Here is a 26,304-nt window from a genome sequence, read left to right as displayed (position 1 = left end):
TCCCATGATGGTCTCCTGACCGCCCCGCCGGCCCCGACGACTATCGGGAAAGAGTGCGTTCGTGCGCCGGCAGGGTCACGTAGGCGATGGGGCCGCCCGATATGGACGGGAGGGGCTTGCCGAGAAGGAGCTCGGCGATTCGAAGGTCGTCAGTGGTTCCGCTCCCGACCACGTTGACGGGAGCGTCGAGGTCCCTGATGTAGCCGGCCAGTCGCGCGTCGAAACGGTGACGCGTCACACCCTCGTCGGTCACTCTGCTGTCCCAGCCGCTCAGGCCTGTCAGTACGGCGACGACGAACCCGCCGAGCGTGACGGGGAGGACACCGGCCTCCGCGATTCTCGCCGGATTCCCCACCCACCACCCACGCAGCGCTTCCAGCAGTTCCGCAGGTGCCAGATCGGCGTGGAAGCCGATGAAGGGCCGGTCCTCGTCCGGGACCGGCTTCGCGACGTCGACTCGCAACACCGCCATTCTGGTGGTGCCCGGTGTGATGGGCATGAGGTGGTGTGGCGCGACAGCGGAGCGAGTCGCGATTCGCCGCGCCACGTCCGAGGGGACGACCGGCTTTCCGCCGTGCCGGGCGATCGCCGGAAGCAGACCGGCGGCCGCGACTTTCCGCAGGGCGGCCAGCGGGATGCCGAAGCGGATCGCGGCCTGCCTCAGGGTGATGAGGGTCATGAGCTCGTTCTCAGCGTGCAGCGTTCGGACCGTCGAGCCGCGCCGTGAACATGGGCGCCGGGACACCCTATCGATCAAGCAGGGTGGCGAGGAAGTCCTGTGTCTTGGCGTCGACGGAGTAGACAGCCGTGCCGATCATGCCGCGGGTGAGCAGCACCTTGTAGGTGTTGCGGATCAGCCGGTCGGCCTGTTCGTCCGTGACGGACTTCTTCAGCAGCGCGGGGTCCTTGCTGGCGGCGCGTACCGTGATCAGACGGCCGTCCCGACAGACGAGGTCGGGGCCGAACACCACGCCGTTCCAGTCGTATTCGAAGCCCTGGGCGGTGTACACGCAGCCGACCTGCTCGAAGCCGCCCGGCATGGTGGCCCACAGCGCGCTGGGAGGGGCGTCACCGACGGCGCGGTCGCCTTTGACGTTCCACGGCTTGAACCAGCCGTCGATCCGCACGTCGGAGACGAGGCGGTCGCCGTCGGGGTCGCTCCATCGCCAGCAGTAACCGGCCGTCATCCGTGCCGAGTATCCGTCGTTCAGCTTCGCGCGCAGCAGCCCCTCCAGCTCGTACGGCGAGTCGGCGAGGGTTACCTCGAAGTGGGGGTCGCCGGTCCACGGCTCGGGATCCTCGCCGTTCAGGCCGAGCAGTCGCAGCACCCATTCCTCGTACGCGCGGCTGCCGCCGCAGCGGAACTGGGCGTCGAGATCCACCTGCTGGACGGCCAGACCGCGGGCCTGTGCGTGCGCCCTGATGTCGGCGACGGTCCCGGTCTCGCCCGGTCGCACCACCTGGTGTTCGTCCAGGAGGAAGACGGGGACGCGGGCGGCGCTCATCAGCTCGTCGAGCTGGGAACGCCCCGTCCGTTCGGCGGCCTTGGTGAAGCGGTTGGCCGAGGTCTCGCGGATCCGGTGGGCCTCGTCGCAGATCAGCACGTCGAGGTTGTTCGGCTTGGCGGTCATGAAGTTGTTGAAGTACTTGAACAGCGCCTTCGTGCGCGTGGATCCCTTGGCCACGTGGCGGCGCATGGTCTCGGTGAAGGACCGCGATCCGGTGGCGTGGTGTGCCGGATAGCCGCGCTCTGCGAGCTCGCCGAGCAGCGACAGTGCGATGACGCTCTTGCCCGAGCCGGGACCGCCGGTGACGATGACGACTTCCTTGGAGTCGGACGCCCTGGCCTTCTCCACCGCGTGCAGCACGATCTCGTACGCCAGGCGCTGCTGGTCAAGCAGGACGAACTGGTCCCGATGCCTGATCTCGGCCGCGGCCACCTTCAGCAGTTGCTTGGACGGCCGGATCGCCGACGCCAGCAGCCTGTCGGCGGCGCGCGCACCGTGTTCGGGCGCGAACTGCGTGCGAAGGTAGTCGATGAACTGACCACGACGGCTCTGGCTGAACAGACGGGTCCGCTCGTCCTCCACCCGGTCGTAGAGGTCGTGGATGTCCAGGTCGTTTGCGTTGTGCAGGTAGGCGACGCCGCGGACGGCGTGACGGCGGTCCTCCAGGGCGGCGACGAAGTCGGCGAGGTAGTCGCAGTAGCCGTGCACCTGCACGACTGGGTGAAGTTTGGGGTGGTTGCCCATGCCGGGGACGAGAACGAGGTCGGCGTCGTCCTCGTACAGCTCGGCGTGGCTCCACTGCTTGAGCTCCACGACGACGTACGCGTCGTCGCCACTGTGCCGGTCCACGCCGGCGAGGATCACGTCGGCCCGCTTGCTGGTGAGCGGTAACTGGTATTCCAGCAGCATCTCAACGCCGCCGAGCCCGGCCTCGACGAGATCACGGGCGAGCACGGGCAGACTGCGATCCCAGGACCTTCGCTCGCTCTTGCCGGGGTTGACGCCCTGAGTGATGCGAAGCTGTTCGGCGATCACATCGCTCAGCACCCTCTCCGGCACGGACGCGAGCTGAAGCAGACCTTCCGCGGAATGCCGGACAACGGCCACGGACCTACCCCCAGGCAGCACGAAAGACTCGTGCGGTATGGGGGCATGTCCGTTCCCGGGCGAGAGAACGGAAGCCCGTCGGGCCGCATCACCAGTACGTCCGGAAGATTACAACGATCCACCGACATGATCCCGGCAGAGCGTGCGTCTCACGCGGTTCGGATTCGGTGCGGTCAGCCGCCGGGGTACTTGTCGTGGTCGAGACGGCCGCCGGTGAACTGGGTGGTGAAGTCGTCGGCGAGCTCGACGATGGTGTCCCTGCCCTCCAGCCGGGACACCCAGTGCCGGGGGAGGGCCGCGTCGCCGTGCACCGTGCCGAGGAGGTTGCCGCAGAGGGAGCCGGTGGAGTCGCTGTCACCGGAGTGGTTCACCGCCAGCAGCAGCGCCCGCTCGATGTCGTCGCGGCTCACCAGCGCGCAGTAGACCGCGATGGCGATCGCCTCCTCGGCGACCCACCCGCCGCCGAGCGTCTCCACCGTCTCGGGCGACGGCTCCGCCGTGCCGGCCAGGGCGACCGCCGCCTCGATCGCGGCTGTGGTCTCCTCGTGCGCGGGCCGTTCGGCGAGCAGGCCGAGAGTGTCGTGTACGGCCTTCGCGAGCGGCGCACCCTGGGCCAGGAAACAGACCAGCGCGGCGAAGGCCCCGGCCGCCAGATAGCCGGTGGGGTGTCCGTGCGTGATCTGGGCGCACTGGGCCGCGAGCGTGAAGGCGGCCCGCGGGTCGCGGGTGGCCAGCCCGAACGGGGCGGAGCGCATGACGGTGCCGCAGCCCTTGGAACCGGGGTTGACCGGCCCGGGCAGGCCGGGAGCGGCGAGCGGGCCGAGGTCGGCGCGCAGGCCGGACAGACAGGCGTTGCCGGGTGCGCGACGGGAGTAGAGCCAGGTCTGCTCGCGCAGCCGGCCGGTGCGGACGAGGTCGTCCGCGGGCGGCGGCACGCGGTGCTCCTGTGTGTCGAGCCAGCGCAGGTAGGCGTGACGGACCACCTGCACCTCACCGCCGCCGATGCCTCTCTCATCGACGCGTACGCCGGCGCGGATCAGTCCCTCGACGGTGAACAGCGTCATCTGGGTGTCGTCGGTGATCAGGCCGGTCTTGCCGCGCCAGTCGGGCGCGAGGTCGGTCAGGCCCGCCTTGCCGTGGTTATGGCGGATGGCGGCGATCGAGTCGAACTCCACGGGCGCGCCGAGGGCGTCCCCTACGGCCCCGCCGAGCAGGCAGCCGCGTACCCGTGCCCCGAACGGAATGTCGCCCGTATCGGCATTGCTCACGATGATCTCCTTTCTGCGTCGAATGAACCGTAGCGGTCTTGTCGTGGGGCCGACGATCGGATAGAAACGGCTCACCTCGAGTAGGAAACTTTCCGACCTACTCGGGCCGGACGCGGGGTGAGCGTGAGCGGGAACTACTTGGCCGGGCCGCAGGGCCTGCTCTGGTCGATCAACGCCCGCGCCGTGCTCGACGTGATCGACCGCGAGGGGCCGCTGGGCCGGCCGGAGATCACCAGGGCCACCGGCCTGTCCAAGACCACCGTCGCCCAGACGCTGCGCGAGCTCGTCGCGCGCGGGGTCGTCGAGGAGGCGGGCGCCGACACCACCCGTCGCGGGCCCGCCGCGACCCTCTACCGGGTCGCTCCCCGCTGCGCGCTCGCGCTCGGCGTCGACATCGGCCACCTGCGCATCCGCGCCGTCCTCGTCGACGCGGTGGGGGAGACGCTCGCCCAGGCGGAGACCAGAGCGCCGCGCCGCAGGCTGGCCGACACGGCGGCGGCGGTGACCGCGCTCGCCGCCGAGTGCGCCGCACGGGCCGGGACCGAGCCGGGCGCCATCGGCCAGGCCGTCGTCGGAGTCCCTGCGGTCGTGGCGCGCGACGGCCGCACCGTCAGGCGGGCCTACGGGCTGCCGCAGGGCGGCCGCGGCCTGGCCGACGTGATCGAGCGCGACCTGCCGGTGCCCCTTCTGCTGGAGAACGACGTCAACCTCGCCGCCGTCGCCGAGCAGCGGTTCGGGGCGTGCGCCGACGTCGCCGACTTCGTCCTGCTCGGCGCCGGGGTCGGCCTCGGCGCCGGGATCGTGCTCGGCGGCCGTCTGCACCGGGGTTTCGCCGGGGGAGCGGGCGAGGTCGGATTCCTGCCCCATCCCGCGACCGAGCTCGGCACGGAGGTGCTCGGCGCCCGCCGCATCGCCGAACAGGCGAGGCAGGCCGGCATCGAGGGCAGGCCGTCCCCGCGCGAGATCTTCGAAAGCGCCAGGGGCGGCGACGAGAGGGCGCTCGCGGTCGTCGACGCGACCGCCCGCAGGATCGCCCACGTCGCGGCCTCCATCGCGCTCGTGATCGAGCCGGAGCTGTTCGTGCTCGGCGGCGCGTTCGGCGCCAGCGCCGACCTGCTGCTCACCCGCATCCGCCGTCACCTGGCCAGGGACGCCGCGCCGCTCCCGATCAGGATCATCGCGAGCGGAGTCTCCGGGGACGCGGTGCTGCGCGGCGCGGCCTGGCTCGCCCGCCATCGCGCACGGGAACGCGCCTTCGCCGCCGTCATCGGCGGGCGGCCGCACGACATGACGACCGGGGAACCGTACGACGCGGACCTCACCGGGGCAGCGAAAGGGGAGACCACGTGAACCTCGCGCAACGGCTCGGCGCCGGGCCGGACGATCGGCTGCTGATCGTGAACGCCGACGACTACGGCATGTGCCGGGCGGCCAACACCGGCATCACCGCACTGCTGGCCGCCCGCGCCATAAGCTCGGCGACCGTCATGACGCCGTGCCCGTGGGCCCCCGACGCGGTCCGTACGGCTGTCGCGGGCGGCTACGACGTGGGCGTCCACCTGACGTTCACCAGCGAGTGGGAGGGATACCGGTGGGGACCGGTGACCCGCGACCGCGCGGTGTCCTCGCTCGTGGACGACTCCGGCTACTTCCCGGCCGACTGCCGCACGGTGGAGGAGCGGGCCGACCCCGAGGAGGTCCGCGCGGAGATCGACGCGCAGATCGGCAGGGCCGTCGCCCTCGGCCTCGACCCGTCCCACGCCGACAACCACATGGGCAGCCTGTACGGCCTGGCCACCGGCAGGGACTTCCTCGACGTCGTCTTCAAGGCGTGCGCGGAGCACGGCCTGCCGTTCCGCCTGCCCCGGACCCTCGACGGCATGGGCCTGCCGGAGGAGCTGGAGCCGTTCGCGCAGGCGAGAGCCGAGGCCGCGGACGCGGCGGGCGTGGTGATCCTCGACCGGCTGTGGACGCTGCCCTTCGAACTGGCCGAGGGGGAGACGTACGAGAGCGTCAGAAACGACATGATCGGGCTGATCCGGGCACTGCGCCCCGGCGTCACCGAGATCTACATCCACCCGTTCGACGAGACCAGCGAGCTCCGGCAGATCATGCCGCATCACGCCAAACGCGGCATGGAGCTGCGGCTGTTCACCGATCCGGAGGTCCGCCGCGCCATCGCCGAGGAGGGCGTCCGCCTCATCGGCTGGTCCGACCTGCGTGACGTGCAGAGGGCCCGATGAAAGACCGTGCGGAGGGCCCGACGGCGGGCGGCGCGCAGGGTCCGATGAAGCGCGGCCGGGTGCTGGCGTACGGCGCGGGCAACCTGTCGGTCAACCTGATCTCGCAGGCGTTCGCGACGTTCGCCACCTTCTACTACATCGACCACCTCGGGGTGGCGCCGAACCTGATCGGCGTCGCGATGGTCGTGCACGGCATCGTGAACGCCCTGCTCAACCCGCTCGTCGGGCATGTCTCCGACCGCACCCGCACCCGCTGGGGCAGGCGGGTGCCGTACATCGCGATCGGGATGGCGCCGCTGGCCGCGGCGTTCACGATGATTTGGATTCCGCTGGTGGACGGCGGCACGGCCGGATTCTGGTACTTCCTGATCGTGGTCCTCATCTACGACGTGCTGTACGTCGTCGTGGTGCTGAACTACGTGGCGCTGTTCCCGGAGATGTTCACCACCATCGCCGAGCGGGCCGTCGCCGTGTCGTGGCGGCAGATGTTCGGCATCGTCGGCATGATCGTCGGGGTCGCCGCCGCGCCGTTGCTGTACGGCACCATCGGCTGGGCCGCGATGGGCGTGTCCTTCGGCATCGTGTCGCTGGCCTTCTTCGCGCTCTCGCTGCGCGGGTCGGTCGAGCGGGTCCGGGCCGGGCGGGAAAGCTTCGGGTTCGCGACCGCGGTCCGCTACACCCTGGCCAACCGCGCGTTCGTCACATACGTCACGGGCAGCTTCCTGCTTCAGTTGACCTTCGCCGTGCTGCAGGCGGGCATCCCGTTCTTCACCAAGTACGCCCTGGGGGAGCCGGAGTCGGCCAACTCCGTCATCCTGGGCGCGGTGTTCGTCACCGCGATCCCGATGGTCTACGTGTGGAGCCGCGTCACCACCCGGATCGGGCCGCGCCGCGCGACCCTCGCCGCGATCGTCGTGTACGGCCTGGCCCTCACGCCGTTCCTGCTCATCGACGGCCTCGTCCTCGCGGCGGCCGCCGGGGCCGCGGTGGGATTCGGGATCGCGGGCATGCTGGTGCTGCTGGAGATCCTGCTCGCCGAGGTGATCGACGACGACGAGCGCAGGACCGGCGCCCGCCGCGAGGGGATGTACTTCGGGATGAACGGGTTCATCGTCCGCTGGTCGGTGTCGCTGCAGGCCGTGATCATCTCGGTGGTGCTCACCCTGTCCGGCTACGACGAGAAGGCGGCGGTGCAGCCGGAGTCCGTCGCGGCGGGCGTCCGGCTGATGCTGGGCGTGGTCCCGCCGGCCGTGCTCGCGCTGGCCTTCTGCTGCTTCCTGCTCTACCCGCTGCGGACCGGCGCGCGCAGCGGCAGCGGCGAGAGCACGCCCGTGACCGCCGGGGGATGACCGCTGCTTCGGGGGTGCGCCTCGGGCTCGGTGCCTCCGCATCCGCCGGACCGTGTTCCTGCGCGACCCCGGCCCTGCTCCCTTGCGCATCCGTCTCGCCCGTATTAACGCTAACTGTGCCTTTTGGAACTGTGATGACCTGACCAGCACAGGAGCTTATGGATGACTGACGCTCGCATGCGCGCCTTCGGAGACCGCGTCGGCGGCCTGGCGTACGGCGGGGACTACAACCCCGAGCAGTGGGACCGGGCCGTGTGGCGGGAGGACGTCCGGCTCATGCGCGAGGCGGGCGTGAACCTCGTGTCGCTCGGCGTCTTCGCGTGGGCCTCGCTCGAACCGGAGCCCGGGAAGTACGAGTTCGGCTGGCTCGATGAGGTCATGGACCTGCTCCACGAGAACGGCATCGCGGTCAACCTGGCCACTCCCACCGCCGCGCCGCCCGCCTGGCTGACCCACCGGCACCCCGAGGTCCTCCCGGTCATGGCCGACGGCGAGCGGTTCGGCTTCGGCAATCGCCTGCACTACGACCCCTCGTCCCCGATCTACCGCGAGCACGCGGCGAACATCACCAGGCGGCTCGCCGAGCGCTACTCCTTCCATCCCGCCCTGGCCATGTGGCACATCAGCAACGAGTACGGCCCAACGGCGTACAACGAGGCCGCCTCGGCCGGCTTCCGGCGCTGGCTCGAGCGCAGGTACGGCGACCTGGAGACCCTCAACGAGGCGTGGACCACCCGCTTCTGGGGGCAGGTCTACACCGGCTGGGACCAGGTCGAGGTGCCGAGCGTCCCCCGCACCTGGATGAACCCCAGCCGCATCCTGGACTTCAAGCGCTTCACCTCCGACGCCCTGCTGGAGTGCTTCGTCGCCGAGCGCGACATCGTCCGCTCCTTCCGCGACGACATCCCGATCGTCACCAACTTCATGCGCTTCTACCGGAACGCCGACTACTGGCGCTGGGCTCCGGAGGAGGACGCGGCGGCCCTCGACATCTACCCCGACCCCGCCGAGCCGGACTCGCACGTGTCGTCGGCCTTCCAGTTCGACCTGTTCCGGTCACTCAAGGGCGGGCGGCCGTGGCTGCTCATGGAGCAGGCCGCGAGCGCGGTCAGCCAGTGGAGGCTCAACGTGGTCAAGGAGCCCGGCCGGATGCGGCTCGGCTCGCTCCAGGCGGTCTCTCGCGGGGCCGACTCCGTGATGTTCTTCCAGTGGCGGGCCAGTCGCGGTGGGCACGAACGCTTCCACTCCGCGATGCTGCCGCACTCCGGTCCCGAATCGCGCACCTTCCGGGAGGTCGCCGAGCTCGGCCGCGAGGTCGGGCTGCTCGCACCCGTGGCGGGGACGACCACGCGGGCCGAGGTCGCCGTCCTGTTCGACTGGAACGGCTGGTGGGGGCTGGAGGAGCTGTGGGGCCTGCCCCGCAACGACTTCAGCTACGTGGAGACCGTCATGCGGCACTACCGGCCGCTGTGGGAGCACCACTACGCGGTCGACGTCGTGTCCACCCGAAGCGATCTGTCGCCGTACAAGGTGCTGGTCGTGCCCAACGCGTATCTCATCGACGACGAGGGCGTCGCCGCCGTCACCGAGTTCGCCCGCGGCGGCGGAACGATCGTCATGTCCTTCTTCTCGGGCGTGGTGGACGAGTGCAACCGCGTCCGGCCGGACGGCTACCCGGGCGCCTTCCGCGGCCTCATCGGCGCGAAGATCGACGAATACTGGCCGGCGCGTCCCGGCGAGCGGTTCACCGTCGAGTTCGCCGACGGTCGCACGGCGACGGCGGACTGGTGGCGCGAGGACATCCACCTCGAAACCGGGACGGCACTGGCGACCTACACGGACGGACTGCTCAGGGGGCGTGCCGCGGTCGTCGTCAACCGCTTCGGAACCGGCCGGGTCGTCTACTTCGCCACCCTCCTGGAACAGGACGCCTTCGACCGGGTGCTGATCGGCGAGCTGAGAGCGGCGGGCGTGGAGAACCGCTTCGACGGCCTCCCCGCCCACCTGGAGTGCACGGTCCGGGAGGACGAGCGGCACGAATACCTCTTCCTCCTCAACCACGACGCCGAGACGCCAGTCACCGTCCCGGTGGAGAGCGGAGGCTCGGACCTCCTCACCGGCCTGCCGGCGCCAGGGGAGATCACCGTGCCTCCCCTCGGTGCGGCGGTCGTCCGCCGGGCGCGGCAGGCGTGACCGCGGCCCGGCCGCCCGGCGGCGCGGTGCTCTCGCGGACCACGAGTTCGTTCGCGAGGTCGATCCGGCTCGTGGCAGGCTCCACGCCGCGGGCCAGGTCGAGCAGCATCTGGGTCGCGACCGTCGCCATGTCGCACAGCGGCTGGCCCACCGTGGTCAGGGCGGGCTCGACCCAGCCGGCGACGGGCACATTGTCGTAGCCGACCACCGACAGGTCCCCGGGGACGTCGAGGCCGAGCCGCCGGGCCGCGCGCAGGACGCCGAGCGCCTGCAGGTCCGACCCGGCGAAGATCGCGGTCGGCCGGTCCGGGCGTGACAGCAGTTCCATGGCGTGCTCATATCCGGCGTCGACGTAGAAGTTGCCATACCTGACGAGGCCGGGGTCGACAGTGAGTCCCGCCTCGTCGAGGGCGACCCGGAAGCCGGCGACCCGTGCCCTGCTGCACATCACGTCCTTCGGCCCGGAGACGACCGCGATGCGGCGGTGGCCCAGCTCGAGGAGATGCCGGGTGGCGAGCAGGCCGCCGTCCCAGTTGTTCGAGCCGACCACGGGCACGGACTCGGCGATCTCGCCGTCGGTGTCGACGACGACGAACGGGATCTGCGCCCGCCGCAGCTTCTGCTGCTGCGACTGAGACGGGCTGGACATGACGAACAGCACGCCGAGGGGCCGATGGTCGAGCACGCCGTCCAGCCACTCCTCCGGTGGCCGATGCGCTCCTTTCAGCTGCGACAGGACGACCTCGATCCGCGCGGCGGCGGCGACGGCGTCGACCCCTCGGATGATCTCCATCGACCACATGGAGTTCAGCTGGTGGAAGACGAGGTCGATCTGCCCCTTGAGCGTCCGGCGCTTCGGCCGGCGGCGGTACTGGTGCCGTGCGAGGCCGGCCTCGACGCGTTCCCGGGTGCCGGGTGCGACGTCGGGGCGGCCGTTGAGGACCTTGGAGACCGTGGTCACCGAGACGCCGAGCTCCTCGGCGATGGACGCGATCGTGGCGGGGCGTGGATCGCGGGCGGGGGAGGTGCTGGTCATCTGTCCGCTCGTCGTTTCTCCGAAAGTTTCGCGAAACTCTACCACCGGAAGGCCCCGAGATATACCGAGATCCAGGCCGTATTGGGCTCGGCTGTGGGAGAGTCTCGGCAATTGACTGCCCTCTTGACGCACTCATGTCCGGGTCCTATATTTCCGCAATATTAATGGGAACTTTCGAAACTTTCGGTTCGCGCTGCCATGCCGTTTTCCGGGGCGGGGTGCGCGAAGCCGCCCCCTTCGGCGGCCGCACGCGCCGCCGTGGATCCATTCGGATGGCACCGGAGGCACGGGATGAGCACCACCAGGACGATCGACGCGTCGCCGGACACCGGGGATCCGCGGCGGGCACGGCCGGATCCCGCCCGCAAGCAGCGCCCGCCGCGCCGCACATGGCGACAGGCGCTGCGCCGTGACTGGCAGCTCTACTCGCTTGCGGTCCTTCCGCTGCTGTTCTTCGTGATCTTCCGGTATCTGCCGATGATCGGGAACGTCATCGCCTTCCGGAAGTTCGAGCCCGGCGGCAGCGTGCTGGGCGAGGAATGGGTCGGCCTGCGTTACGTGAAGATGTTCCTGAACGACCCGTCGTTCTGGCAGGTGTTCACCAACACCGTGGTCATCGGCGCGCTGACCCTGCTGTTCTGCTTCCCGACGCCGATCGTGCTCGCCCTGCTGATCAACGAGCTGCGCGGCCGGAGGATCAAGCGGTTCGTCCAGTCGGTGTCCTACCTGCCGCACTTCCTGTCGATGGTGGTCGTGGCAGGGCTGGTCATGGAGATGCTGTCGGTGGACGGACCGGTCAACCAGCTCCTGCGCGCGGCCGGCAACGAGCCCATCGCGTTCCTGCAGGAAGCCGGGTGGTTCCGGACGATCTACGTCTCCTCGGAGATGTGGCAGACGGTCGGCTGGGGGACGATCATCTACCTCGCCGCGCTCACGACCATCGACGAGCAGTTGTACGAGGCGGCCAGGATCGACGGCGCGAGCCGGTGGCGGCAGGTCTGGCACGTGACCCTCCCCGGCATCCGGCCGACCGCGGTCACCCTGCTGATCCTCAACATCGGCACGTTCATGGCCGTCGGCTTCGAGAAGGTCCTGCTGCTCTACAACCCGCTGACGTATCCCACCGCCGACGTGATCTCCACGTACCTCTACCGGATGGGCATCGTCTCCAACAGCTTCAGCTACGCCGCGGCGATCGGCCTGTTCGAGGCCGTGATCGGGCTGGCCCTGGTCATGTCGGCGAACCTGATCTCCCGGCGCACAGTGGGGACGAGCCTGTGGTGACCGTCGACAGGACCCGGGGCTACCGGGTGTTCCGGGTCGTCAACGCGATCATCCTGACCGGCGTCGTGGTCGTGACCCTGTACCCCTTCGTCAACATCGTCGCCCGGTCGCTCAGTGACGAGTTCGCCATCCGCGCCGGCAAGGTGAACCTCGTCCCCGTCGGGTTCACCTTCCGTACGTACGAGTTCGTGGCCTCCGACCCGACGTTCTGGATCAACTACCGCAACACTGTCGTCTACACGGTCGTCGCCACGGCCATCGCGATGGTCATGACCACGTGCTACGCGTACGTCCTGTCGAAGAAGCACCTGAAGGGCCGTACGTTCCTGATCGGGATCGCGGTCTTCACGATGTTCTTCTCCGGCGGGCTCATCCCCAACTACATCCTCATCTCCAGCCTCGGGCTGAAGGACAGCATCTGGGCCATCGTGCTGCCCAACGCGGTCAGCGTCTTCAACCTCCTGGTGATGAAGGCGTTCTTCGAGGGCCTGCCCGCCGAGCTGGAGGAGGCCGCCGCGATCGACAGCATGAGCACCTACGGCATCCTGCTCCGGATCGTGCTGCCGCTGTCGAAGGCGGTTCTGGCGACGATGGTGCTGTTCTACGCCGTGTCGTTCTGGAACTCGTGGTTCGCGGCCTTCCTCTACATGAGCCAGAACGACCTGTTCCCGGTGACCGTCTACCTGCGCAACCTCATCGCCGGCGCCACCACGGGCACGTCCGTCGGCGCCGACGCCACCGACATGACGGTGGCCACCAACATCAAGTCCGTGACGATGGTGCTCACCGTCATCCCGATCCTGGTGGTCTACCCCTTCGTCCAGCGGTACTTCGTCAAGGGCGTCATGCTCGGCGCGGTGAAGGGATAGCCAACGCCGGACCTCTCATTCCGCTTTCACCCAGCCCGTTTCCCCAGCTCGTTTCCCCAGGGAAAGGACCCCCCTTTCATGTATGAGATCAACCGGCGTCAGGCGATGGTCGCCGTGGGAGCCTTCCTCGCGCTCGCCGCCTGCAGCACTGACGGCGGTTCCGGCGGCAAGAAGAGCGGCGACGGCTTCGCGGCGAACCGCGACGGCGCGATGACCGACTACGGGGTCGGCACGCAGTTCAAGGCCACCGCGCCGGTGTCGTTCAGCATCCTCTACAACAACCACCCCTTCTATCCGATCAAGAACGACTGGCTGTTCTGGTCGGAGCTGACCAAGCGGACCAACGTGACGCTGCAGCCGAACGTGGTGCCGCTGAGCGACTACGAGAACAAGCGCAGCCTGATCATCGGCGCGGGCGACGCACCGATGATCATTCCGAAGACCTACCCGGGCCAGGAGACCCCCTTCGTCGCCTCCGGTGCCGTCCTCCCGGTCAGCGACTACCTCGACCTGATGCCGAACTTCAAGGAGAAGGTCGCCAAGTGGAACCTCCAGCCCGACCTTGACACGCTCCGGCAGTCCGACGGCCGCTTCTACGTGCTCCCCGGCCTCCACGAGGACTACTGGGTGGACTACACCATGGCGATCCGCGCCGACGTCCTCGACAAGCTCGGTCTGGAGATTCCGCAGACCTGGGACGACGTGCACTCCGTGCTGAAGGCGATCAAGGAGGAGAACCCGGACTCCTATCCCTTCTCCGATCGGTGGGGGACCGTCTCCACGACGGGCGGCGCCCTGATGAACTACCTCGGCACGGGCTACGGCGCTCCCTGGGGCTGGGGCTACACGAGCGGCGGTGTCATCTGGGACCCCACCGCGCAGAAGTTCGCCTACGTGGGCGCCATGGACCAGTTCAAGCAGGCGCTGCAGTTCCTCAACACGCTGGTGACGGAGAAACTGCTCGACCCGGAGAGCTTCACGCAGCAGGACGACCAGGCGATCCAGAAGCTGGTGTCCGGCAAGTCCTTCGCGATCAGCACCAACGCGCAGACGCTGGTCAACGAGTACCGTCCACCGCTGAAGAAGGCGGACCCGAAAGCCAGGCTGGTCAAGATTCCGGTGCCCATCGGGCCGCTCGGCCCGATCAAGGCGGGGTCCAACACCACCCGGCTGGAGAACGGCATCATGATCTCCAAGAAGGCCCGCGACAGCAAGAACTTCGTCGCGATGATGCAGTTCATCGACTGGCTCTGGTACTCCGACGAGGGCCAGGTGTTCGCCAAGTGGGGTGTCGAGGGGACGACGTACACCAAGGACGCCTCCGGCAAGTTCCAGCTGGCGAAGGACGTCGACTTCGTCGGGCTCAACCCCGGCGCGCCCAAGCACCTGCAGAAGGACTTCGGTTTCTCCAACGGCGTGTTCGCCTACGGCGGCAGCACCGAACTGCTCCAGTCGACCTTCTCCGACGAGGAGATCGAGTTCCAGAAGGTGATGAACGCCAGGAAGGCGATGCCGGTGGCGCCTCCCCATCCGCTCAGCGACGAGGAGCGCGAGCAGGCCTCGCTGTATGAGACGCCGCTCAAGGACCACGTCAGCCAGAACATGCTCAACTTCATCCTGGGCAAGCGGAGCTTCGACGAGTGGGACGCGTACGTCAAGGAGCTCGAGGCGAAGAACATGTCGTCCTACGTCAACCTCGTGAACAGCGCCTACGACCGGTACAAGAAGGAGCACGGCTGACCGGCCCGCGCCGGCCGTGCCTGCCCCACGGCCGGCGCGCGCTGTCACCGACGGTGAGTGAAGGATGATGATGCGCGATCCTGTCCCCGATGTTCCGGCCGAGACCACGACCCGGCTGACGGATGCCTGGCGGTTCTGCGTGGGCACCGGCCGCTTCGACCTGGCCCTGCGGCGCGACTACCAGGAGTCGCTGGCGCTGGTGCAGCGGGAGATCGGCTTCCGGCACATCCGGGGGCACGGGCTGCTGAGCGACGGGGTGGGCGTCCACCGGCCGTACGAGTACCGGGGGACCCGGCACGTGCGGCACGTGTTCACCTACGTGGACCAGGTGATCGACGCCCACCTCGACCTCGGGATCAAGCCGTTCGTCGAGCTGGGCTTCATGCCCTCCGGGCTGGCGTCCGGCGAGCAGACCGTGTTCTGGTGGCGCGGGAACATCACCCCGCCCGGGGACTGGCAGGAGTGGGCCGCGCTGGTGCGGGCCACGGTGACCCACCTGGTCGACCGGTACGGCCTGGAGCAGGTGCGCACCTGGCCGATCGAGGTGTGGAACGAACCCAATCTCAAGGAGTTCTGGCTCGACGCGGACCAGGACGCCTACCACCGTCTGTACGAGGTGACCGCGAACACCGTCAAGGACGTGGACGCCTCGCTCCAGGTGGGCGGACCGGCCATCTCTCCCGGCTCCGACGACTGGCTGGTGCGCTTCGCCGACTTCGTCGTCGAGCGGTCTCTGCCCATCGATTTCGTCAGCCGGCACGCCTACACCTCCGGCCCGGCCCAGCACGTGCCGTTCGGCGTGCACCAGACGCTGGCCCCGCCGTCGCGGCTGCTGGAGCAGTTCGCCACACCCCGGCGGCAGCTCCGGGGCGGTCCGCTGGCGGACCTGCCCGTGCACATCACCGAGTTCAACTCCTCCTACCGCCCCGACAACCCGATCCACGACACGGCCTTCCACGCCGCGTACCTCGCGCCAGTGCTGGCCGCCGGGGGAGACCTGGCCGACTCCTTCTCCTACTGGACCTTCAGCGACGTGTTCGAGGAGGCAGGGGTGCCGGCCTCGCTGTTCCACGGCGGCTTCGGCCTGCTGACCCACCGCCAGATCAAGAAGCCGACCTATCACCTGTACGCCTTCATGGCCCGCATGGGCGAGGAGATCCTCGCGCGCGGACCGGACCACCTGGTCACGCGGGACGACGCCGGCCGGGTCACCGCGCTGGCCTGGGCGCCGGTGGACGTCACCGGCGGCCCGCCCGTCGACGGCCACACCGTGCGGCTGTCGATCCCGGTCGGCTCCCCGTCCGGCCGCGCCTTCCTGCTGCGTTCGTCGGTGAGCGAGGAGAAGGGCAACGCCTGGAGGGCGTGGTGCGAGATGGGCCGCCCGGCGTCCCCCCGGCCCCGGCAACTCGACGCGCTCCGGGAGGCGGCCGAGCCGGTCCGCAGCCATCGCAGCCTGCCGATCGAAGGCGGGCGCGTCGGCCTGGACATCACCCTCGACCGCCACGAGGTCACCCTGCTGGAGATCACGCCCGTGGTCGACGAGACCCCGCCCTGGGCGGACGGGTGGGACGACGGCCGCCTGCTCGGCCTGAACGCGCTCGCTTCGGATGGGGAAGCCGCGCCATGACCGAGACGACGATGCGGCGGTTCGGCCAGGGACCGCTCTCCCGCGCCTCCGCGCTGGTCTACACCCTGCTCGTGGTCGAGCTCCTGGTCCTGGCCACCACCGTGCCCGGCCTGGCCGGGCTCGTCCTGCTCGACCGCGACGCCGCCAACGTCCCGCTGGCCGCGGCCTGCGCGCTCCCGGCCGGCCCGGCGCTGTCCGCCGCGCTGTACGCGTTGCACCACCGCCGGCTGGACCTGACGGATCTCCACCCGGCGACGGCGTTCTGGCGCGGCTACCGGATGAACGTCCGCGGAGTGGTGAAGCTCTGGATCCCGTGGCTGGTGTGGCTGACCGTCCTCGGATCGACGCTCGCGAACTTCGGCGCCGCCGGCGTCCCGGGGTGGTGGGCGATCCTGCTGGTCCTCATCGCGCTGGCGGCGGCCCTCTGGGGCGCGAACGCACTCGTGATCACATCGCTGTTCGCGTTCCGGGCGAGGGACGTCGCCCGCCTGGCCGCCTACTTCCTCTTCTCCTCGCCCAGGGTCGCGCTGGCCAACGCCTGCCTGCTCGTCGTCGCGGCCGGCGTCACGGTGGTCGCCACCGAGGCCGCGTTGGCGCTGCTGGCCTCGGTGTTCGCGTCGGCGCTGCTGCTGAACAGCCGCCCGGTGATCAAAGAGGTCACCGAGCGGTTCACCGTCGAGGGGGCCTCGTGACGGCTCCTGACCCGGCCGGTTTTCATCCCGCCTGGCTGCCTCCGGAGGCGTTCCGGGCGATCGGCTCGCGCCGCGTGCTCGTGTTCGGCGACGGGCTCCTCGCCGAGACCGTGCACGACGAGGTGGCGCGGGCCTGTGCCCGGTTCGGCGGACGCGTGCGTCGCGGCGCCGAGAACGAGCCGCACGACCTGGTGCTCGCGCTCACGACCGTGGAGGTCCTGCCGGGGGTCGCGGGCGAGGTCCGGCCCGATTCCGCGACCGGTGCGGAGGGATACCTGCTCGCGCGGCGCGACGGCGTCACGGTGGTGCTCGCCGACGATCCCGCCGGGCTGCTCTACGGCCTGTTCCACGTCGTACGGCTCGGCGAGTCGGCGTTCACGGGCGAGCGACCGGCCGAGCACCATCGGCCCGCGACGCGGCGGCGCATGCTCGACCACTGGGACAACGTCGACGTCCATCCGGTGATGGGCCAGGTCGAGCGCGGCTACGCGGGCGGGTCGATCTTCTGGCACGACGGCGCGCCGCGCGGCGACCTGGCGCGGGTGCGCGCCTACGGGCGGCTGCTGGCCGCCTGCGGGATCAACGCGGTCGCGGTCAACAACGTGAACGTGCACGCCACCGAGGCCCGCCTGCTGACGGACCGGCTCAGCGACGTCGCCGCGATCGCGGACGTGCTGCGGCCGTACGGGATCCGGGTTCACCTGTCGGTGAACTTCGCCTCGCCCGTCGCGCTCGGTGGGCTGCCGACCGCCGACCCGCTGGACGAGGAGGTGCGGAAGTGGTGGGCGGGAGTCACCGAGCGGGTGTACGACACGATCCCCGACTTCGGCGGCTACGTCGTGAAGGCCGACTCGGAGGGGCAGCCCGGCCCGTTCGCGTACGGGCGCGACCACGCCGACGGCGCGAACCTGCTGGCCGAGGCGCTGGAGCCGTTCGGCGGGGTCGTCCACTGGCGCGCCTTCGTCTACAACCACCGGCAGGACTGGCGCGACCGGGCGACCGACCGGGCCCGCGCCGCGTACGACCACTTCGCCCCGCTCGACGGCCGGTTCCGCGACAACGTGATCCTGCAGGTGAAGCACGGCCCGATCGACTTCCAGGTGCGCGAGCCCGTGTCGCCGGTGATCGCGGCCATGCCCGCCACCCGCCTCGCCGTGGAACTGCAGGTGACACAGGAATACACCGGCCAGCAGCGGCACGTCTGCTACCTCGCCCCGATGTGGCGCGAGGTGCTCGGCTTCCGCCCCTGGGGACCTGACGGGGACGCCGTGGCGGACGTCATCGACGGCGGCGATCTGGTCGGGGTCTCCAACGTGGGCGACGACCCCTACTGGACCGGCCACCCGCTCGCGCAGGCCAACCTGTACGCCTTCGGCAGGCTCGCCTGGGCCCCGCGGTCGGACCCGGCGGCGATCCTCGACGAGTGGATCGACCTCACCTTCGTGCCGACGGCGAGCGGGGACACGGAGCCTGCGGCGACCGGAGAAATCGAGCGGCTGCGACGCACGCTGCATGCGATCATGGACGACTCCTGGCGCACCTACGAGCGGTACACCGCGCCGCTGGGCGTCGGATTCATGGTCCGTCCCGGCCACCACTACGGGCCCGACGTGGACGGATACGAGTACACCCCGTGGGGCACCTATCACTTCGCCGACCGGGACGGCGTCGGCGTGGACCGCACCCGCGCCACCGGGACCGGCTTCACCGGCCAGTACCCGCCGCCGTGGTCGGAGGTGTACGAGTCGCTCGACCGGTGCCCGGACGAACTGCTGCTGTTCTTCCATCACGTCCCGTACGGGCACGTGCTGCACAGCGGATCGACTGTCATCCAGCACGTCTACGACACCCATTTCGCCGGGGCCGAGCAGGTGGAACAGGCCCGGCGGCGATGGGTGGAGGCCGCCGGACTGTTCGACCCGTCCCTGCACGCCCGGGTGAAAGAGCTCCTCGACGAGCAGGTCCGCTGCGCGGAGGAGTGGCGCGACCAGATCAACGCCTACTTCTTCCGCAAGTCGGGCGTCCCCGACGTTCGCGGTCGCCGCATCCCATGACGGAACCACGACGCGACGGCGTGCCCAGAGCAGAACGACGCAGAGCAGAACGACGCAGAGCAGAACGACGCAGACCAGAAGGACGCAGGGGAGAAGGACGCTGGGTCGCCTCCTGGACGGCGATGCCGCAGCTGACGGAGCCCGGCAACATGCCGCCGCCGCCGTTCGCCCGGGACGACCTCGTTCTCGCCGATGCCACGTTGCGGCAGACGGTCCGGGTCTCGATGGGCGGGCGGCAGATGCGGCTGCGGTTCTCCAACGCCTTCGGCGGCGCGGCGCTGCCCATCACGAAGGTCACCGTCGCGCTGCCGGTCGGCGGGCGGGCGGGGGTGAGCGCGATCCGGCCGGAAACGGTGCGGCCGGTGACCTTCCACGGCCGCCCGTCGGTGTCCATCCCGGTCGGGGCGCAGGTGGTCTCCGACCCGCTGAACGTCGAGCCGGCGCCTCGGTCGAACCTGACGGTGACGGTCCATCTGGCCGACGGGCAGCGCTCGGCGAGCATCACCTCGCATCCGGGCTCGCGGACCACCTCCTATCTGCTGGCCGGCGACCACGCCGACGCCGCGGACCTGCCCGGCGCCACCGCGGTGGACCACTGGTACTTCCTCAGCGGGGTGGAGGTGTGGGCCGAGCCGTCGGTCGCCGTTGTGGCGGTGGTGGGCGACTCGCTCACCGACGGCCGGGGATCGACCACCAACGGCAACGACCGCTGGCCGGACCGGTTGTTCGACCGCCTGCAGTCCCGGCGCGCCACCTCCGCGGTGGCGGTGGTGAACCAGGGGGCGGGCGGCAACCGGGTGCTCAACGACGGCCTGGGGCCCAACGTGCTGGCCCGGCTGGACCGTGACGTGCTCGCCCACAGCGGGGTGGCCTGGCTGATCCTGTTCGAGGGGGTCAACGACATCGGCACCGCAGAGGCCGGTCCGGCCGCGCAGAAGCAGGTGGCCGACGATCTGATCTTCGCCTACGACCAGATCGTCACGCGGGCGCACGCGCGGGGCATCCGCGTCTACGGCGCCACGCTGACGCCGTTCGGCGGCAACGCCCCCTACGACGACGCGCGGGGCTACCGGGAGGCGGCCCGGCAGGCGGTCAACCAGTGGATCCGCACCGGCCGCCGGTTCGATGCGGTGATCGACTTCGACCGTGCCGCCCGCGATCCGGCCGACCCCCGCCGGCTGCTCGCGGCGTACGACGTGGGCGATCACCTGCACCTGAACCCGGCGGGCTACCAGGCCCTCGCCGACGCCGTGCCCGCCCACCTGTTCCGGCGGGAGCCGCTGCCCCCGGGCTTCGGTTTCGACTGACGCGGCGGCGGCTAGAGTGGCGTCCTGCCGTGGTTCCCCGACCGCCGATGTCACCGAGCACCCTGGATGAGCGAGCACGATGAGAATCGTCGAGGACGACCTGTCCGGTCCGCAGATCGCCGAGTTCCTGCGGGAACACGTGCGGGAGATGCGGTCCATCACGCCCCTGGAGAGCAAGCACGCCCTCGACCTCGACGGCCTGCGCGCGCCCGATGTCACGTTCTGGTCGGTGATGGACGGCGACACCGTCGTGGGCTGCGGTGCGATCAAGAGGCTCGACCCGGCGCACGCCGAGCTGAAGTCGATGCGCACGTCGGCGGCGCGCAAGCGCAGCGGGATCGCGTCCCTGCTGCTGGCGCACATCATCGCCGAGGCCGGGCGGATGGGCTTCACCCGGCTGAGCCTGGAGACCGGCTCGGCCGACTTCTTCCTGCCCGCCAGGAGGCTGTACGAGAAGTTCGGGTTCGGCTACTGCGAGCCCTTCGCCGACTACCGGCCCGATCCGCACAGCGTGTTCATGACCAGGCTGCTCTGACGACTTCGTCAGTACGCGTCGGGACGTAGGGCCCGGGCGCACACGGTGAGGCCCTCCCTGAGGACCTCACACGTCGCGTCGTCGACCTTCGCGAGCATGACCGCTTCGATGTCGTCGAGCGAATCGTCGCACCGCCGCAGCACGGCCACCCCTTCGGGAGTGAGGCGGGCGCACAGCGTGCGGCCGCCGTCCGGGTGCGGGTCGCGGCGGATCAGACCGCGCCGTTCCAGGTCGCGGATGACGAGGTTCATCGCCTGCGGCGTGACGAAGGCGATGCGGGCCAGCTCCGCCGACGACACCCCGTCGCGCGTGCGCAGCTCGCTGAGCGCCATGTATTCGGTCGTGGTGACGCCGTGCCGGGCGAGCACGTCGTCCAGGCGGGCGCGGATGCGGCGCTCCAGGCGGAACACCAGGTAGCTCAGGCGGGCCGCGGGCGCGGACGGCTGGGCGGCGGGACGGGGGCGGCGGGCGGTCACCGGACGACCATACCGCGCGATCTCCGGAATGTAAGTTTCGCGGGTGGCTATCAAGTGACTTGATAGCAAGTAGCTTGATAAGCAGTGGAAACGCCTATTTGATCGCCGGAGCCCTCGGGGTCGCGTCTTGACCGCCGGGCGCCTCCGCTCCTATACCGGCTGACGTCACTACTTGCGAGTGAGCGGCGATTCCGCAACGTGCGCGGAAAAGGCCCGAGAAAAAGGGAACCGCCGCTGATCGACAAAGGAGGAGCGGATGAAGCGATTACTCACGGCGCTCGCCGGCGCCGTCGCCGCGGTGCTGTGTGCCGCCGCGGTCCTGGTGTCGGCGCTGGTGTCCGCGCACCCCGCCGCCGCGGCGACGCTGACCGAGGTGACGAACTTCGGCGCCAACCCCGGCAACCTGCGCATGTACGTGTACGTCCCGAACAGCGCCCAGCCGAACCCGGCGATCGTGCTGGCCATGCACACGTGCGGCGGCTCGGGGCCGGGCTTCTACTCGTCCACCGAGTTCGCGTCGCTGGCCGACCGGTACGGCTTCATCGTGATCTACCCGTCGGCGTCCAAGAAGATGAACTGCTTCGACAACTGGTCGGACGCGTCCAAGGTGCGCGGCGGCCAGACCGACCCGGTGTCGCTCATGTCGATGGTGACCTATGTCGAGCAGCAGTATCACGGCGACCCGAACCGGGTGTTCGCGACCGGCGCCTCCTCGGGCGCCATGATGACCAACGCCATGCTCGCCCTGTATCCCGAGGTGTTCAAGGCGGGCGTGGCGTTCATGGGCGTGCCGTTCACGTGCTTCCCCAACGAGGCGGCCTACAGCCCGGGGGGCAACTCCGCCCCGTGCGTGGGCAAGACCGCGCAGCAGTGGGGCGACGCGGTCCGCAACGCGAACCCCACCTACCGGGGGCCCTGGCCGCGGATGCAGCTGTGGCACGGCACCAGCGACACCGTCGTCGCCTATGCCGAGCTCGAGGAGGAGATCAAGCAGTGGACGAACGTCCACGGCCTGAGCCAGACACCCTCCAGCACCGACACCCCGCAGTCCGGCTGGAACCGCCGCCGCTACGCCGACTCCACGGGGGCGGTGAAGGTCGAGGCGTACAGCATCCAGGGCGCGGGCCACAGTCTCCCCATGAGCGGCATGGCCGCGGTCGCCATCCAGTTCTTCGGCCTCACCGGTAGCAGCCCGAGCCCGAGCGCCACCGTCAGCCCGTCCGTCAGTCCGTCCGTCAGCCCGTCCGCGAGCCCGTCGCCGTCGCCAAGCCCCTCGCCGTCCGCGAGCCCGTCGAATCCGCAGCAGGGCGCCGCGTGCCGGATCACCTACAGGGCCAATTCCTGGAACAACGGCTTCACCGCGGACGTCACGATCACGAACACCGGCACCGCTCCCGTCAACGGCTGGACCGTCACCTGGACGTGGCCGGGCAACCAGCAGATCACCAACGCGTGGAACGCCGGCGTGACCCAGTCCGGCGCCCAGGTCACCGCGCGCAACGTCTCCTACAACCCCGCCATCCCCGCCGGAGGCAGCACGAGCTTCGGCTTCCAGGCCTCCTACAGCGGCAGCAACACCGCACCGGCCGGTTTCGCCCTCAACGGCGCGGCCTGCACCGTCGCCTGACCGCACCCGGCCGCGCCGCGACGAGCCGTCAGGGGGCGGCGCGGCCGGGCGTCAGACGGCCAGCGTGTCCAGGACGGTGGCGGCCAGCTCGGCGGCGGGCGGCTCGTACCGCTGGGCGAGCGCCTGGAAGGTCTGCTCGGCCTGGATCGCCGGCCAGTCCCGGGGCAGGTGCTCGGCCGGCAGATGCGGGTCCTGGCGGACGAGCTGCAGCCAGTCGGTGTGCAACAGCAACTGCCGTGCGAGGTCGTCGGGCGCGACGGGGAGTGGCCGGGAGACGTCCCACTGGGCGAGGAACGCCCGGTAGCGCGCGGCGATCTGCTCGATGTCGAACGCCTTCCCGACGAGGTCGGCCGCCTCGGTCGGCTTGAACGCCCTGGCGGTCAGCACGGTGACGTGGTCGCCCAGATCAAGAGTCGCGAGGATGTCGCTGACGTCCTTGACGCCCGGCGCGATCCACAGCCCGCTCTGCAGCAGGCCGAATCCGTGCCAGATGAGCCGGGACCGCAGGTCGTGCCGGGTGCTGCGCCGGCTGTCCGGGATGGAGAAGCCGACGAGCGTCCAGGTGCCGTCCCAGTCGCGGTTCACCGCGCCGGTCTCCCACACCCGCCTGCGCCCGTCCTCCAGGACCTCGACGGCACGCGGGGTGAGCCCGAAATACACCTTCCGTCCCTGCCGGTGCCGCGCCAGCAGGTTTCGCTTCACCATCCGTGCGAGCGTCGACCGTACGGCCTCCTCGGAGACGCCGAGGCGGGCGAAGACGTCGATGACGCTCCCGGAGTAGACGGCGATGCCGCGGTGCAGCACGTAGATGCCGAGGAAGCTGAACATCAGGGGCTGCGGGCGCAGGGATGGCGCCGTCTGGTCGTCTTCGCCGCCGAGGGTCACAGCAGAAGGGTAGACCGTCCCCAACGTCATGCAAATCTTTGACGACCGTCACATTGTTGCCATACATTCGACGAAGTCACGCTGCCGAGCGAAGGGCGACACTATGGATCTTTCCGGCAAGGTGGCCGTCGTCACCGGCGCGGGCCGCGGCCTCGGGCGCGCGTACGCCGAGGCGCTGGCGGCGGCGGGGGCGGCGGTCGTCGTGAACGACGTGGACGGCGACGCGGCCACGGGGGTCGCCGGCGGGATCACCGCGAAGGGAGGCAGGGCCGAGGCCGTCGTGGCCCCGGTCGGCTCCGCCGAGGTCGCCGAGCGGCTGGTCGACACGGCCGTCAAGGAGTTCGGCCGGCTCGACGTGATGGTCACGAACGCGGGAATCCTGCGTGACCGGGTGCTGTGGAAGATGACGGACGACGACTTCGACGCGGTGATCGGCGTGCACCTGCGCGGCACGTTCACCTGCGCACGGGCGGCGGCGGTGCGCATGCGCGAGCAGGGGAGCGGAGGGCGCCTGATCCTCGTCTCCTCACCCGCGGGCCAGCGCGGGAACTTCGGCCAGACGAACTACGCCGCCGCCAAGGCGGGCGTGGTCGCCATGGCCAGGACCTGGGCGATGGAGCTGGCCAGGGCGAACATCACGGTGAACGCGGTCGTCCCGGTGGCGGCCACGGAGATGACCAAGACGATCCCCGCCTTCGCCCCGGTCATCGAGGAGGCGGAGCGGACCGGAAAGCCGTTCCCGCGGTGGCTGCGCAGGGACGAGGGGATGGGCTCCGTCGAGGACGTCGCCCCGCTCGTCGTCTTCCTCGCGTCGGACGCCGCCGCCGGGGTGACGGGCCAGGCCATCGGCATCGGGGGAGACCGGCTCGCGCTGTGGTCGCACCCGGCGGAGAAGGCCGTGGCGTACGCCGACGGCGGCTGGACTGCCGAGGCCATCGCGGCCTCCTGGCGTACGGGCGTCGGCGCGGACCCCGAGACGTACGGCATCCCCGCACCCGTGCACCCGGAGACCCGATGAACACCGAGGACCTGGTCGCGATCGACGTGCACACGCACGCCGAGGTCTCCGCCGGCGGGCACGCCTCGCTGAGCGCCGAGCTGTTCGGCGCCTCGGAGAAGTACTTCAAGGAGCACCCGAGACCGACCATCCCCGAGATCGCCGCCTACTACCGCGAGCGGAGGATGGCCGCGGTGGTGTTCACCGTCGACGCGGAGCACGCCACGGGACACCCCCGCATCTCCAACGAGGAGGTGGCGGAGAGCTGCGCCGAGCACCCGGACGTGCTGATCCCGTTCGGCAGCGTGGACCCCTGGAAGGGCCGGGCGGGGGTCCGGGAGGTGCGCAGGCTCGTCGAGGAGTACGGCGTGCGCGGCTTCAAGTTCCACCCCAGCATCCAGGGATTCGCGCCCGACGACCGGATGGCCTACCCCCTCTACGAGGCGATCCAGGAGCTCGGGGCGGTCGCCCTGTTCCACACCGGCCAGACGGGCATCGGCGCGGGAGTCCCCGGCGGGGGCGGGATCCGGCTGAAGTACTCCAACCCGATGCTGGTGGACGACGTCGCCGTGGACTTCCCCGAGCTGCGGATCATCCTGGCCCACCCCTCGTTCCCCTGGCAGGACGAGGCGCTGGCCGTCGCCACGCACAAGCCGTACGTCTACATCGACCTGTCGGGGTGGTCGCCCAAGTATTTCCCGCCGCAGCTCGTCCGATACGCCAACACGCTGCTGAAGGACAAGGTGCTGTTCGGGTCCGACTACCCGGTGATCAGCCCGGACCGCTGGCTGGCCGACTTCGACAAGCTCGAGATCAAGCCCGAGGTCCGCCCGAAGATCTTGAAGGACAACGCCGTACGCCTGCTCGGGCTCGGCACCGGAGAAGGCGCACAGGACGGCTCCACGGAAGGGACGGCAGGCACATGACCATCACGGTGAACGGGCTCGACGAGATCAGGGCGCTCGCCGGCCGCGACCTCGGCCGCGGTGACTGGCTGGAGGTCACCCAGGACCGGGTGAACACCTTCGCCGACGCCACCGACGACCACCAGTGGATCCACATCGACCCCGACAGGGCCAAGGACGGGCCGTTCGGCGGCCCGATCGCCCACGGCTACCTGACGCTGTCCCTGGTCATCCCGCTCTTCAACGAGCTGCTCGACGTCCGGGGCGTGAAGATGAGCATCAACTACGGCCTGGAGAAGGTCCGCTTCCCCAGCCCCGTGAAGGTCGGCGGCAAGATCCGCCTCGCCGCCGTCGTCGTCTCCGTCGAGGACGTCCCCGGCGACGGCGTCCAGATGCTGCTCGACTTCACCGTCGAGAGCGACGGCTCCGCCAAGCCCGCCTGCGTGGCGCGTGTGATCTACCGGCACTACGCCTGACGCCTGACGCCTGTGACCCGGCGGCCATCCCGGCCGCCGGGTCGTCGGCATTTGTTCTCATCCACAAACCTGCCCCCGACTCTCCGTTGCTGCACCAATTGCCGGTTTAGTCCGCTTGCGTGCAGA

At 70.0% G+C, this 26,304-nt stretch carries 22 protein-coding genes; 16 read left to right on the top strand and 6 right to left on the bottom strand.

The genetic code is table 11. The annotated features are described in order from the left end of the window. Positions 1-40: 40 nt before the first annotated feature. From IL992_RS46410 to IL992_RS22645, 3 genes are all read right to left on the bottom strand, one after another. Positions 41-679: a hypothetical protein gene (locus IL992_RS46410; RefSeq protein WP_226873598.1), complete on the bottom strand. Its 639-nt coding sequence runs from the start codon at positions 677-679 to the stop codon at positions 41-43. Between the two features lie 67 nt (positions 680-746). Beyond that, positions 747-2,567 carry a DUF2075 domain-containing protein gene (locus tag IL992_RS22650; protein ID WP_319018744.1) on the bottom strand — a complete coding sequence of 607 codons (1,821 nt, stop codon included), beginning with the start codon at positions 2,565-2,567 and terminating at the stop codon, positions 747-749. 221 nt (positions 2,568-2,788) lie between these two features. Beyond that, a complete protein-coding gene (locus IL992_RS22645; RefSeq protein WP_319018743.1) occupies positions 2,789-3,883 on the bottom strand; it encodes an ADP-ribosylglycohydrolase family protein in 1,095 nt (364 codons plus the stop codon). A 123-nt stretch (positions 3,884-4,006) separates the two neighbouring features. On the opposite strand from IL992_RS22645, the gene IL992_RS22640 reads away from it, so the two are divergent. The 4 genes from IL992_RS22640 to IL992_RS22625 all read left to right on the top strand — a co-directional run bounded on the left by IL992_RS22640 (position 4,007) and on the right by IL992_RS22625 (position 9,668). Beyond that, positions 4,007-5,233 (top strand): ROK family transcriptional regulator, encoded by a 1,227-nt coding sequence (locus IL992_RS22640; protein WP_193205380.1) that lies wholly within the window; start codon positions 4,007-4,009, stop codon positions 5,231-5,233. Then, positions 5,230-6,126, top strand: a complete 897-nt coding sequence (locus tag IL992_RS22635) for a polysaccharide deacetylase family protein (RefSeq protein WP_193205379.1) — start codon at positions 5,230-5,232, stop codon at positions 6,124-6,126. The genes IL992_RS22640 and IL992_RS22635 overlap by 4 nt, the downstream gene beginning before the upstream one ends. Next, positions 6,123-7,475 (top strand): MFS transporter, encoded by a 1,353-nt coding sequence (locus tag IL992_RS22630; RefSeq protein WP_226873597.1) that lies wholly within the window; start codon positions 6,123-6,125, stop codon positions 7,473-7,475. Before IL992_RS22635 ends, IL992_RS22630 begins: the two co-directional genes overlap by 4 nt. Positions 7,476-7,637: 162 nt before the next feature. Beyond that, positions 7,638-9,668 carry a beta-galactosidase gene (locus IL992_RS22625; RefSeq protein WP_226873596.1) on the top strand — a complete coding sequence of 677 codons (2,031 nt, stop codon included), beginning with the start codon at positions 7,638-7,640 and terminating at the stop codon, positions 9,666-9,668. On the opposite strand, the gene IL992_RS22620 is transcribed toward IL992_RS22625, so the two are convergent. After that, positions 9,616-10,704: a LacI family DNA-binding transcriptional regulator gene (locus tag IL992_RS22620; protein ID WP_193205378.1), complete on the bottom strand. Its 1,089-nt coding sequence runs from the start codon at positions 10,702-10,704 to the stop codon at positions 9,616-9,618. The genes IL992_RS22625 and IL992_RS22620 overlap by 53 nt on opposite strands. 291 nt (positions 10,705-10,995) lie before the next feature. Between IL992_RS22620 and IL992_RS22615 the strand changes: the two genes are divergently transcribed. From IL992_RS22615 to IL992_RS22580, 8 genes are all read left to right on the top strand, one after another. Continuing rightward, entirely contained in the window at positions 10,996-11,988 is a 993-nt protein-coding gene (locus IL992_RS22615) for an ABC transporter permease (protein ID WP_193205377.1), read from the top strand. After that, complete coding sequence (locus tag IL992_RS22610) at positions 11,985-12,857, top strand: carbohydrate ABC transporter permease (protein WP_319018742.1); 873 nt, start codon at positions 11,985-11,987, stop codon at positions 12,855-12,857. The genes IL992_RS22615 and IL992_RS22610 overlap by 4 nt, the downstream gene beginning before the upstream one ends. Positions 12,858-12,935: 78 nt before the next feature. After that, positions 12,936-14,597, top strand: a complete 1,662-nt coding sequence (locus IL992_RS22605) for an ABC transporter substrate-binding protein (RefSeq protein ID WP_193205375.1) — start codon at positions 12,936-12,938, stop codon at positions 14,595-14,597. 70 nt (positions 14,598-14,667) lie between these two features. Further along, positions 14,668-16,224: a GH39 family glycosyl hydrolase gene (locus IL992_RS22600; RefSeq protein ID WP_193205374.1), complete on the top strand. Its 1,557-nt coding sequence runs from the start codon at positions 14,668-14,670 to the stop codon at positions 16,222-16,224. Continuing rightward, a complete protein-coding gene (locus IL992_RS22595) occupies positions 16,221-16,916 on the top strand; it encodes a hypothetical protein (protein ID WP_193205373.1) in 696 nt (231 codons plus the stop codon). The genes IL992_RS22600 and IL992_RS22595 overlap by 4 nt, the downstream gene beginning before the upstream one ends. Continuing rightward, positions 16,913-18,970 (top strand): alpha-glucuronidase family glycosyl hydrolase, encoded by a 2,058-nt coding sequence (locus IL992_RS22590; protein WP_193205372.1) that lies wholly within the window; start codon positions 16,913-16,915, stop codon positions 18,968-18,970. The genes IL992_RS22595 and IL992_RS22590 overlap by 4 nt, the downstream gene beginning before the upstream one ends. A 122-nt stretch (positions 18,971-19,092) precedes the next feature. Further along, positions 19,093-20,277 (top strand): SGNH/GDSL hydrolase family protein, encoded by a 1,185-nt coding sequence (locus IL992_RS22585; protein WP_226873595.1) that lies wholly within the window; start codon positions 19,093-19,095, stop codon positions 20,275-20,277. Positions 20,278-20,356: 79 nt separating this feature from the next. Then, the gene (locus IL992_RS22580; RefSeq protein WP_193205370.1) at positions 20,357-20,812 is read left to right on the top strand and encodes a GNAT family N-acetyltransferase; all 456 of its coding nucleotides are present in this window, start codon (positions 20,357-20,359) and stop codon (positions 20,810-20,812) included. An 8-nt stretch (positions 20,813-20,820) separates the two neighbouring features. Here IL992_RS22580 and IL992_RS22575 read toward each other — a convergent pair whose 3' ends face one another. Continuing rightward, positions 20,821-21,288, bottom strand: coding sequence for a MarR family winged helix-turn-helix transcriptional regulator (locus IL992_RS22575; protein ID WP_319018741.1), 468 nt, complete (start codon positions 21,286-21,288; stop codon positions 20,821-20,823). Positions 21,289-21,544: 256 nt separating this feature from the next. On the opposite strand from IL992_RS22575, the gene IL992_RS22570 reads away from it, so the two are divergent. Then, on the top strand, positions 21,545-22,915 hold the full coding sequence (locus IL992_RS22570) for an extracellular catalytic domain type 1 short-chain-length polyhydroxyalkanoate depolymerase (protein ID WP_193205369.1): 1,371 nt from the start codon (positions 21,545-21,547) through the stop codon (positions 22,913-22,915). 51 nt (positions 22,916-22,966) lie between these two features. Here IL992_RS22570 and IL992_RS22565 read toward each other — a convergent pair whose 3' ends face one another. After that, positions 22,967-23,800 carry a PaaX family transcriptional regulator gene (locus IL992_RS22565; protein WP_319018740.1) on the bottom strand — a complete coding sequence of 278 codons (834 nt, stop codon included), beginning with the start codon at positions 23,798-23,800 and terminating at the stop codon, positions 22,967-22,969. 103 nt (positions 23,801-23,903) lie between these two features. Here IL992_RS22565 and IL992_RS22560 point away from each other — a divergent pair, with 103 nt between their 5' ends. Genes IL992_RS22560 through IL992_RS22550 form a run of 3 tightly spaced genes read left to right on the top strand, consistent with a single transcriptional unit; the run spans position 23,904 to position 26,178 of the window. After that, positions 23,904-24,818 (top strand): SDR family oxidoreductase, encoded by a 915-nt coding sequence (locus IL992_RS22560; protein ID WP_193205368.1) that lies wholly within the window; start codon positions 23,904-23,906, stop codon positions 24,816-24,818. Beyond that, complete coding sequence (locus tag IL992_RS22555; protein ID WP_193205367.1) at positions 24,815-25,723, top strand: amidohydrolase family protein; 909 nt, start codon at positions 24,815-24,817, stop codon at positions 25,721-25,723. Before IL992_RS22560 ends, IL992_RS22555 begins: the two co-directional genes overlap by 4 nt. After that, complete coding sequence (locus IL992_RS22550) at positions 25,720-26,178, top strand: MaoC family dehydratase (protein WP_193205366.1); 459 nt, start codon at positions 25,720-25,722, stop codon at positions 26,176-26,178. Before IL992_RS22555 ends, IL992_RS22550 begins: the two co-directional genes overlap by 4 nt. Positions 26,179-26,304 lie beyond the last annotated feature (126 nt).

This window comes from Microbispora sitophila, from assembly GCF_014892245.1.
Taxonomy (GTDB): Bacteria; Actinomycetota; Actinomycetes; order Streptosporangiales; family Streptosporangiaceae; genus Microbispora; species Microbispora siamensis.
The sequence above is the reverse complement of the archived record's forward strand: the minus strand, read 5'-3'. Positions and strand labels throughout refer to the sequence as shown.

Coding starts and splice junctions, on each gene's coding strand:
- IL992_RS46410 (WP_226873598.1), bottom strand. CDS start 679: ATGACCCTCATCACCCTGAGGCAGGCCGCGATCCGCTTCGGCATCCCG.
- IL992_RS22630 (WP_226873597.1), top strand. CDS start 6,123: ATGAAAGACCGTGCGGAGGGCCCGACGGCGGGCGGCGCGCAGGGTCCG.
- IL992_RS22625 (WP_226873596.1), top strand. CDS start 7,638: ATGACTGACGCTCGCATGCGCGCCTTCGGAGACCGCGTCGGCGGCCTG.
- IL992_RS22620 (WP_193205378.1), bottom strand. CDS start 10,704: ATGACCAGCACCTCCCCCGCCCGCGATCCACGCCCCGCCACGATCGCG.
- IL992_RS22615 (WP_193205377.1), top strand. CDS start 10,996: ATGAGCACCACCAGGACGATCGACGCGTCGCCGGACACCGGGGATCCG.
- IL992_RS22605 (WP_193205375.1), top strand. CDS start 12,936: ATGTATGAGATCAACCGGCGTCAGGCGATGGTCGCCGTGGGAGCCTTC.
- IL992_RS22600 (WP_193205374.1), top strand. CDS start 14,668: ATGCGCGATCCTGTCCCCGATGTTCCGGCCGAGACCACGACCCGGCTG.
- IL992_RS22595 (WP_193205373.1), top strand. CDS start 16,221: ATGACCGAGACGACGATGCGGCGGTTCGGCCAGGGACCGCTCTCCCGC.
- IL992_RS22585 (WP_226873595.1), top strand. CDS start 19,093: ATGCCGCAGCTGACGGAGCCCGGCAACATGCCGCCGCCGCCGTTCGCC.
- IL992_RS22580 (WP_193205370.1), top strand. CDS start 20,357: ATGAGAATCGTCGAGGACGACCTGTCCGGTCCGCAGATCGCCGAGTTC.
- IL992_RS22570 (WP_193205369.1), top strand. CDS start 21,545: ATGAAGCGATTACTCACGGCGCTCGCCGGCGCCGTCGCCGCGGTGCTG.
- IL992_RS22560 (WP_193205368.1), top strand. CDS start 23,904: ATGGATCTTTCCGGCAAGGTGGCCGTCGTCACCGGCGCGGGCCGCGGC.
- IL992_RS22555 (WP_193205367.1), top strand. CDS start 24,815: ATGAACACCGAGGACCTGGTCGCGATCGACGTGCACACGCACGCCGAG.
- IL992_RS22550 (WP_193205366.1), top strand. CDS start 25,720: ATGACCATCACGGTGAACGGGCTCGACGAGATCAGGGCGCTCGCCGGC.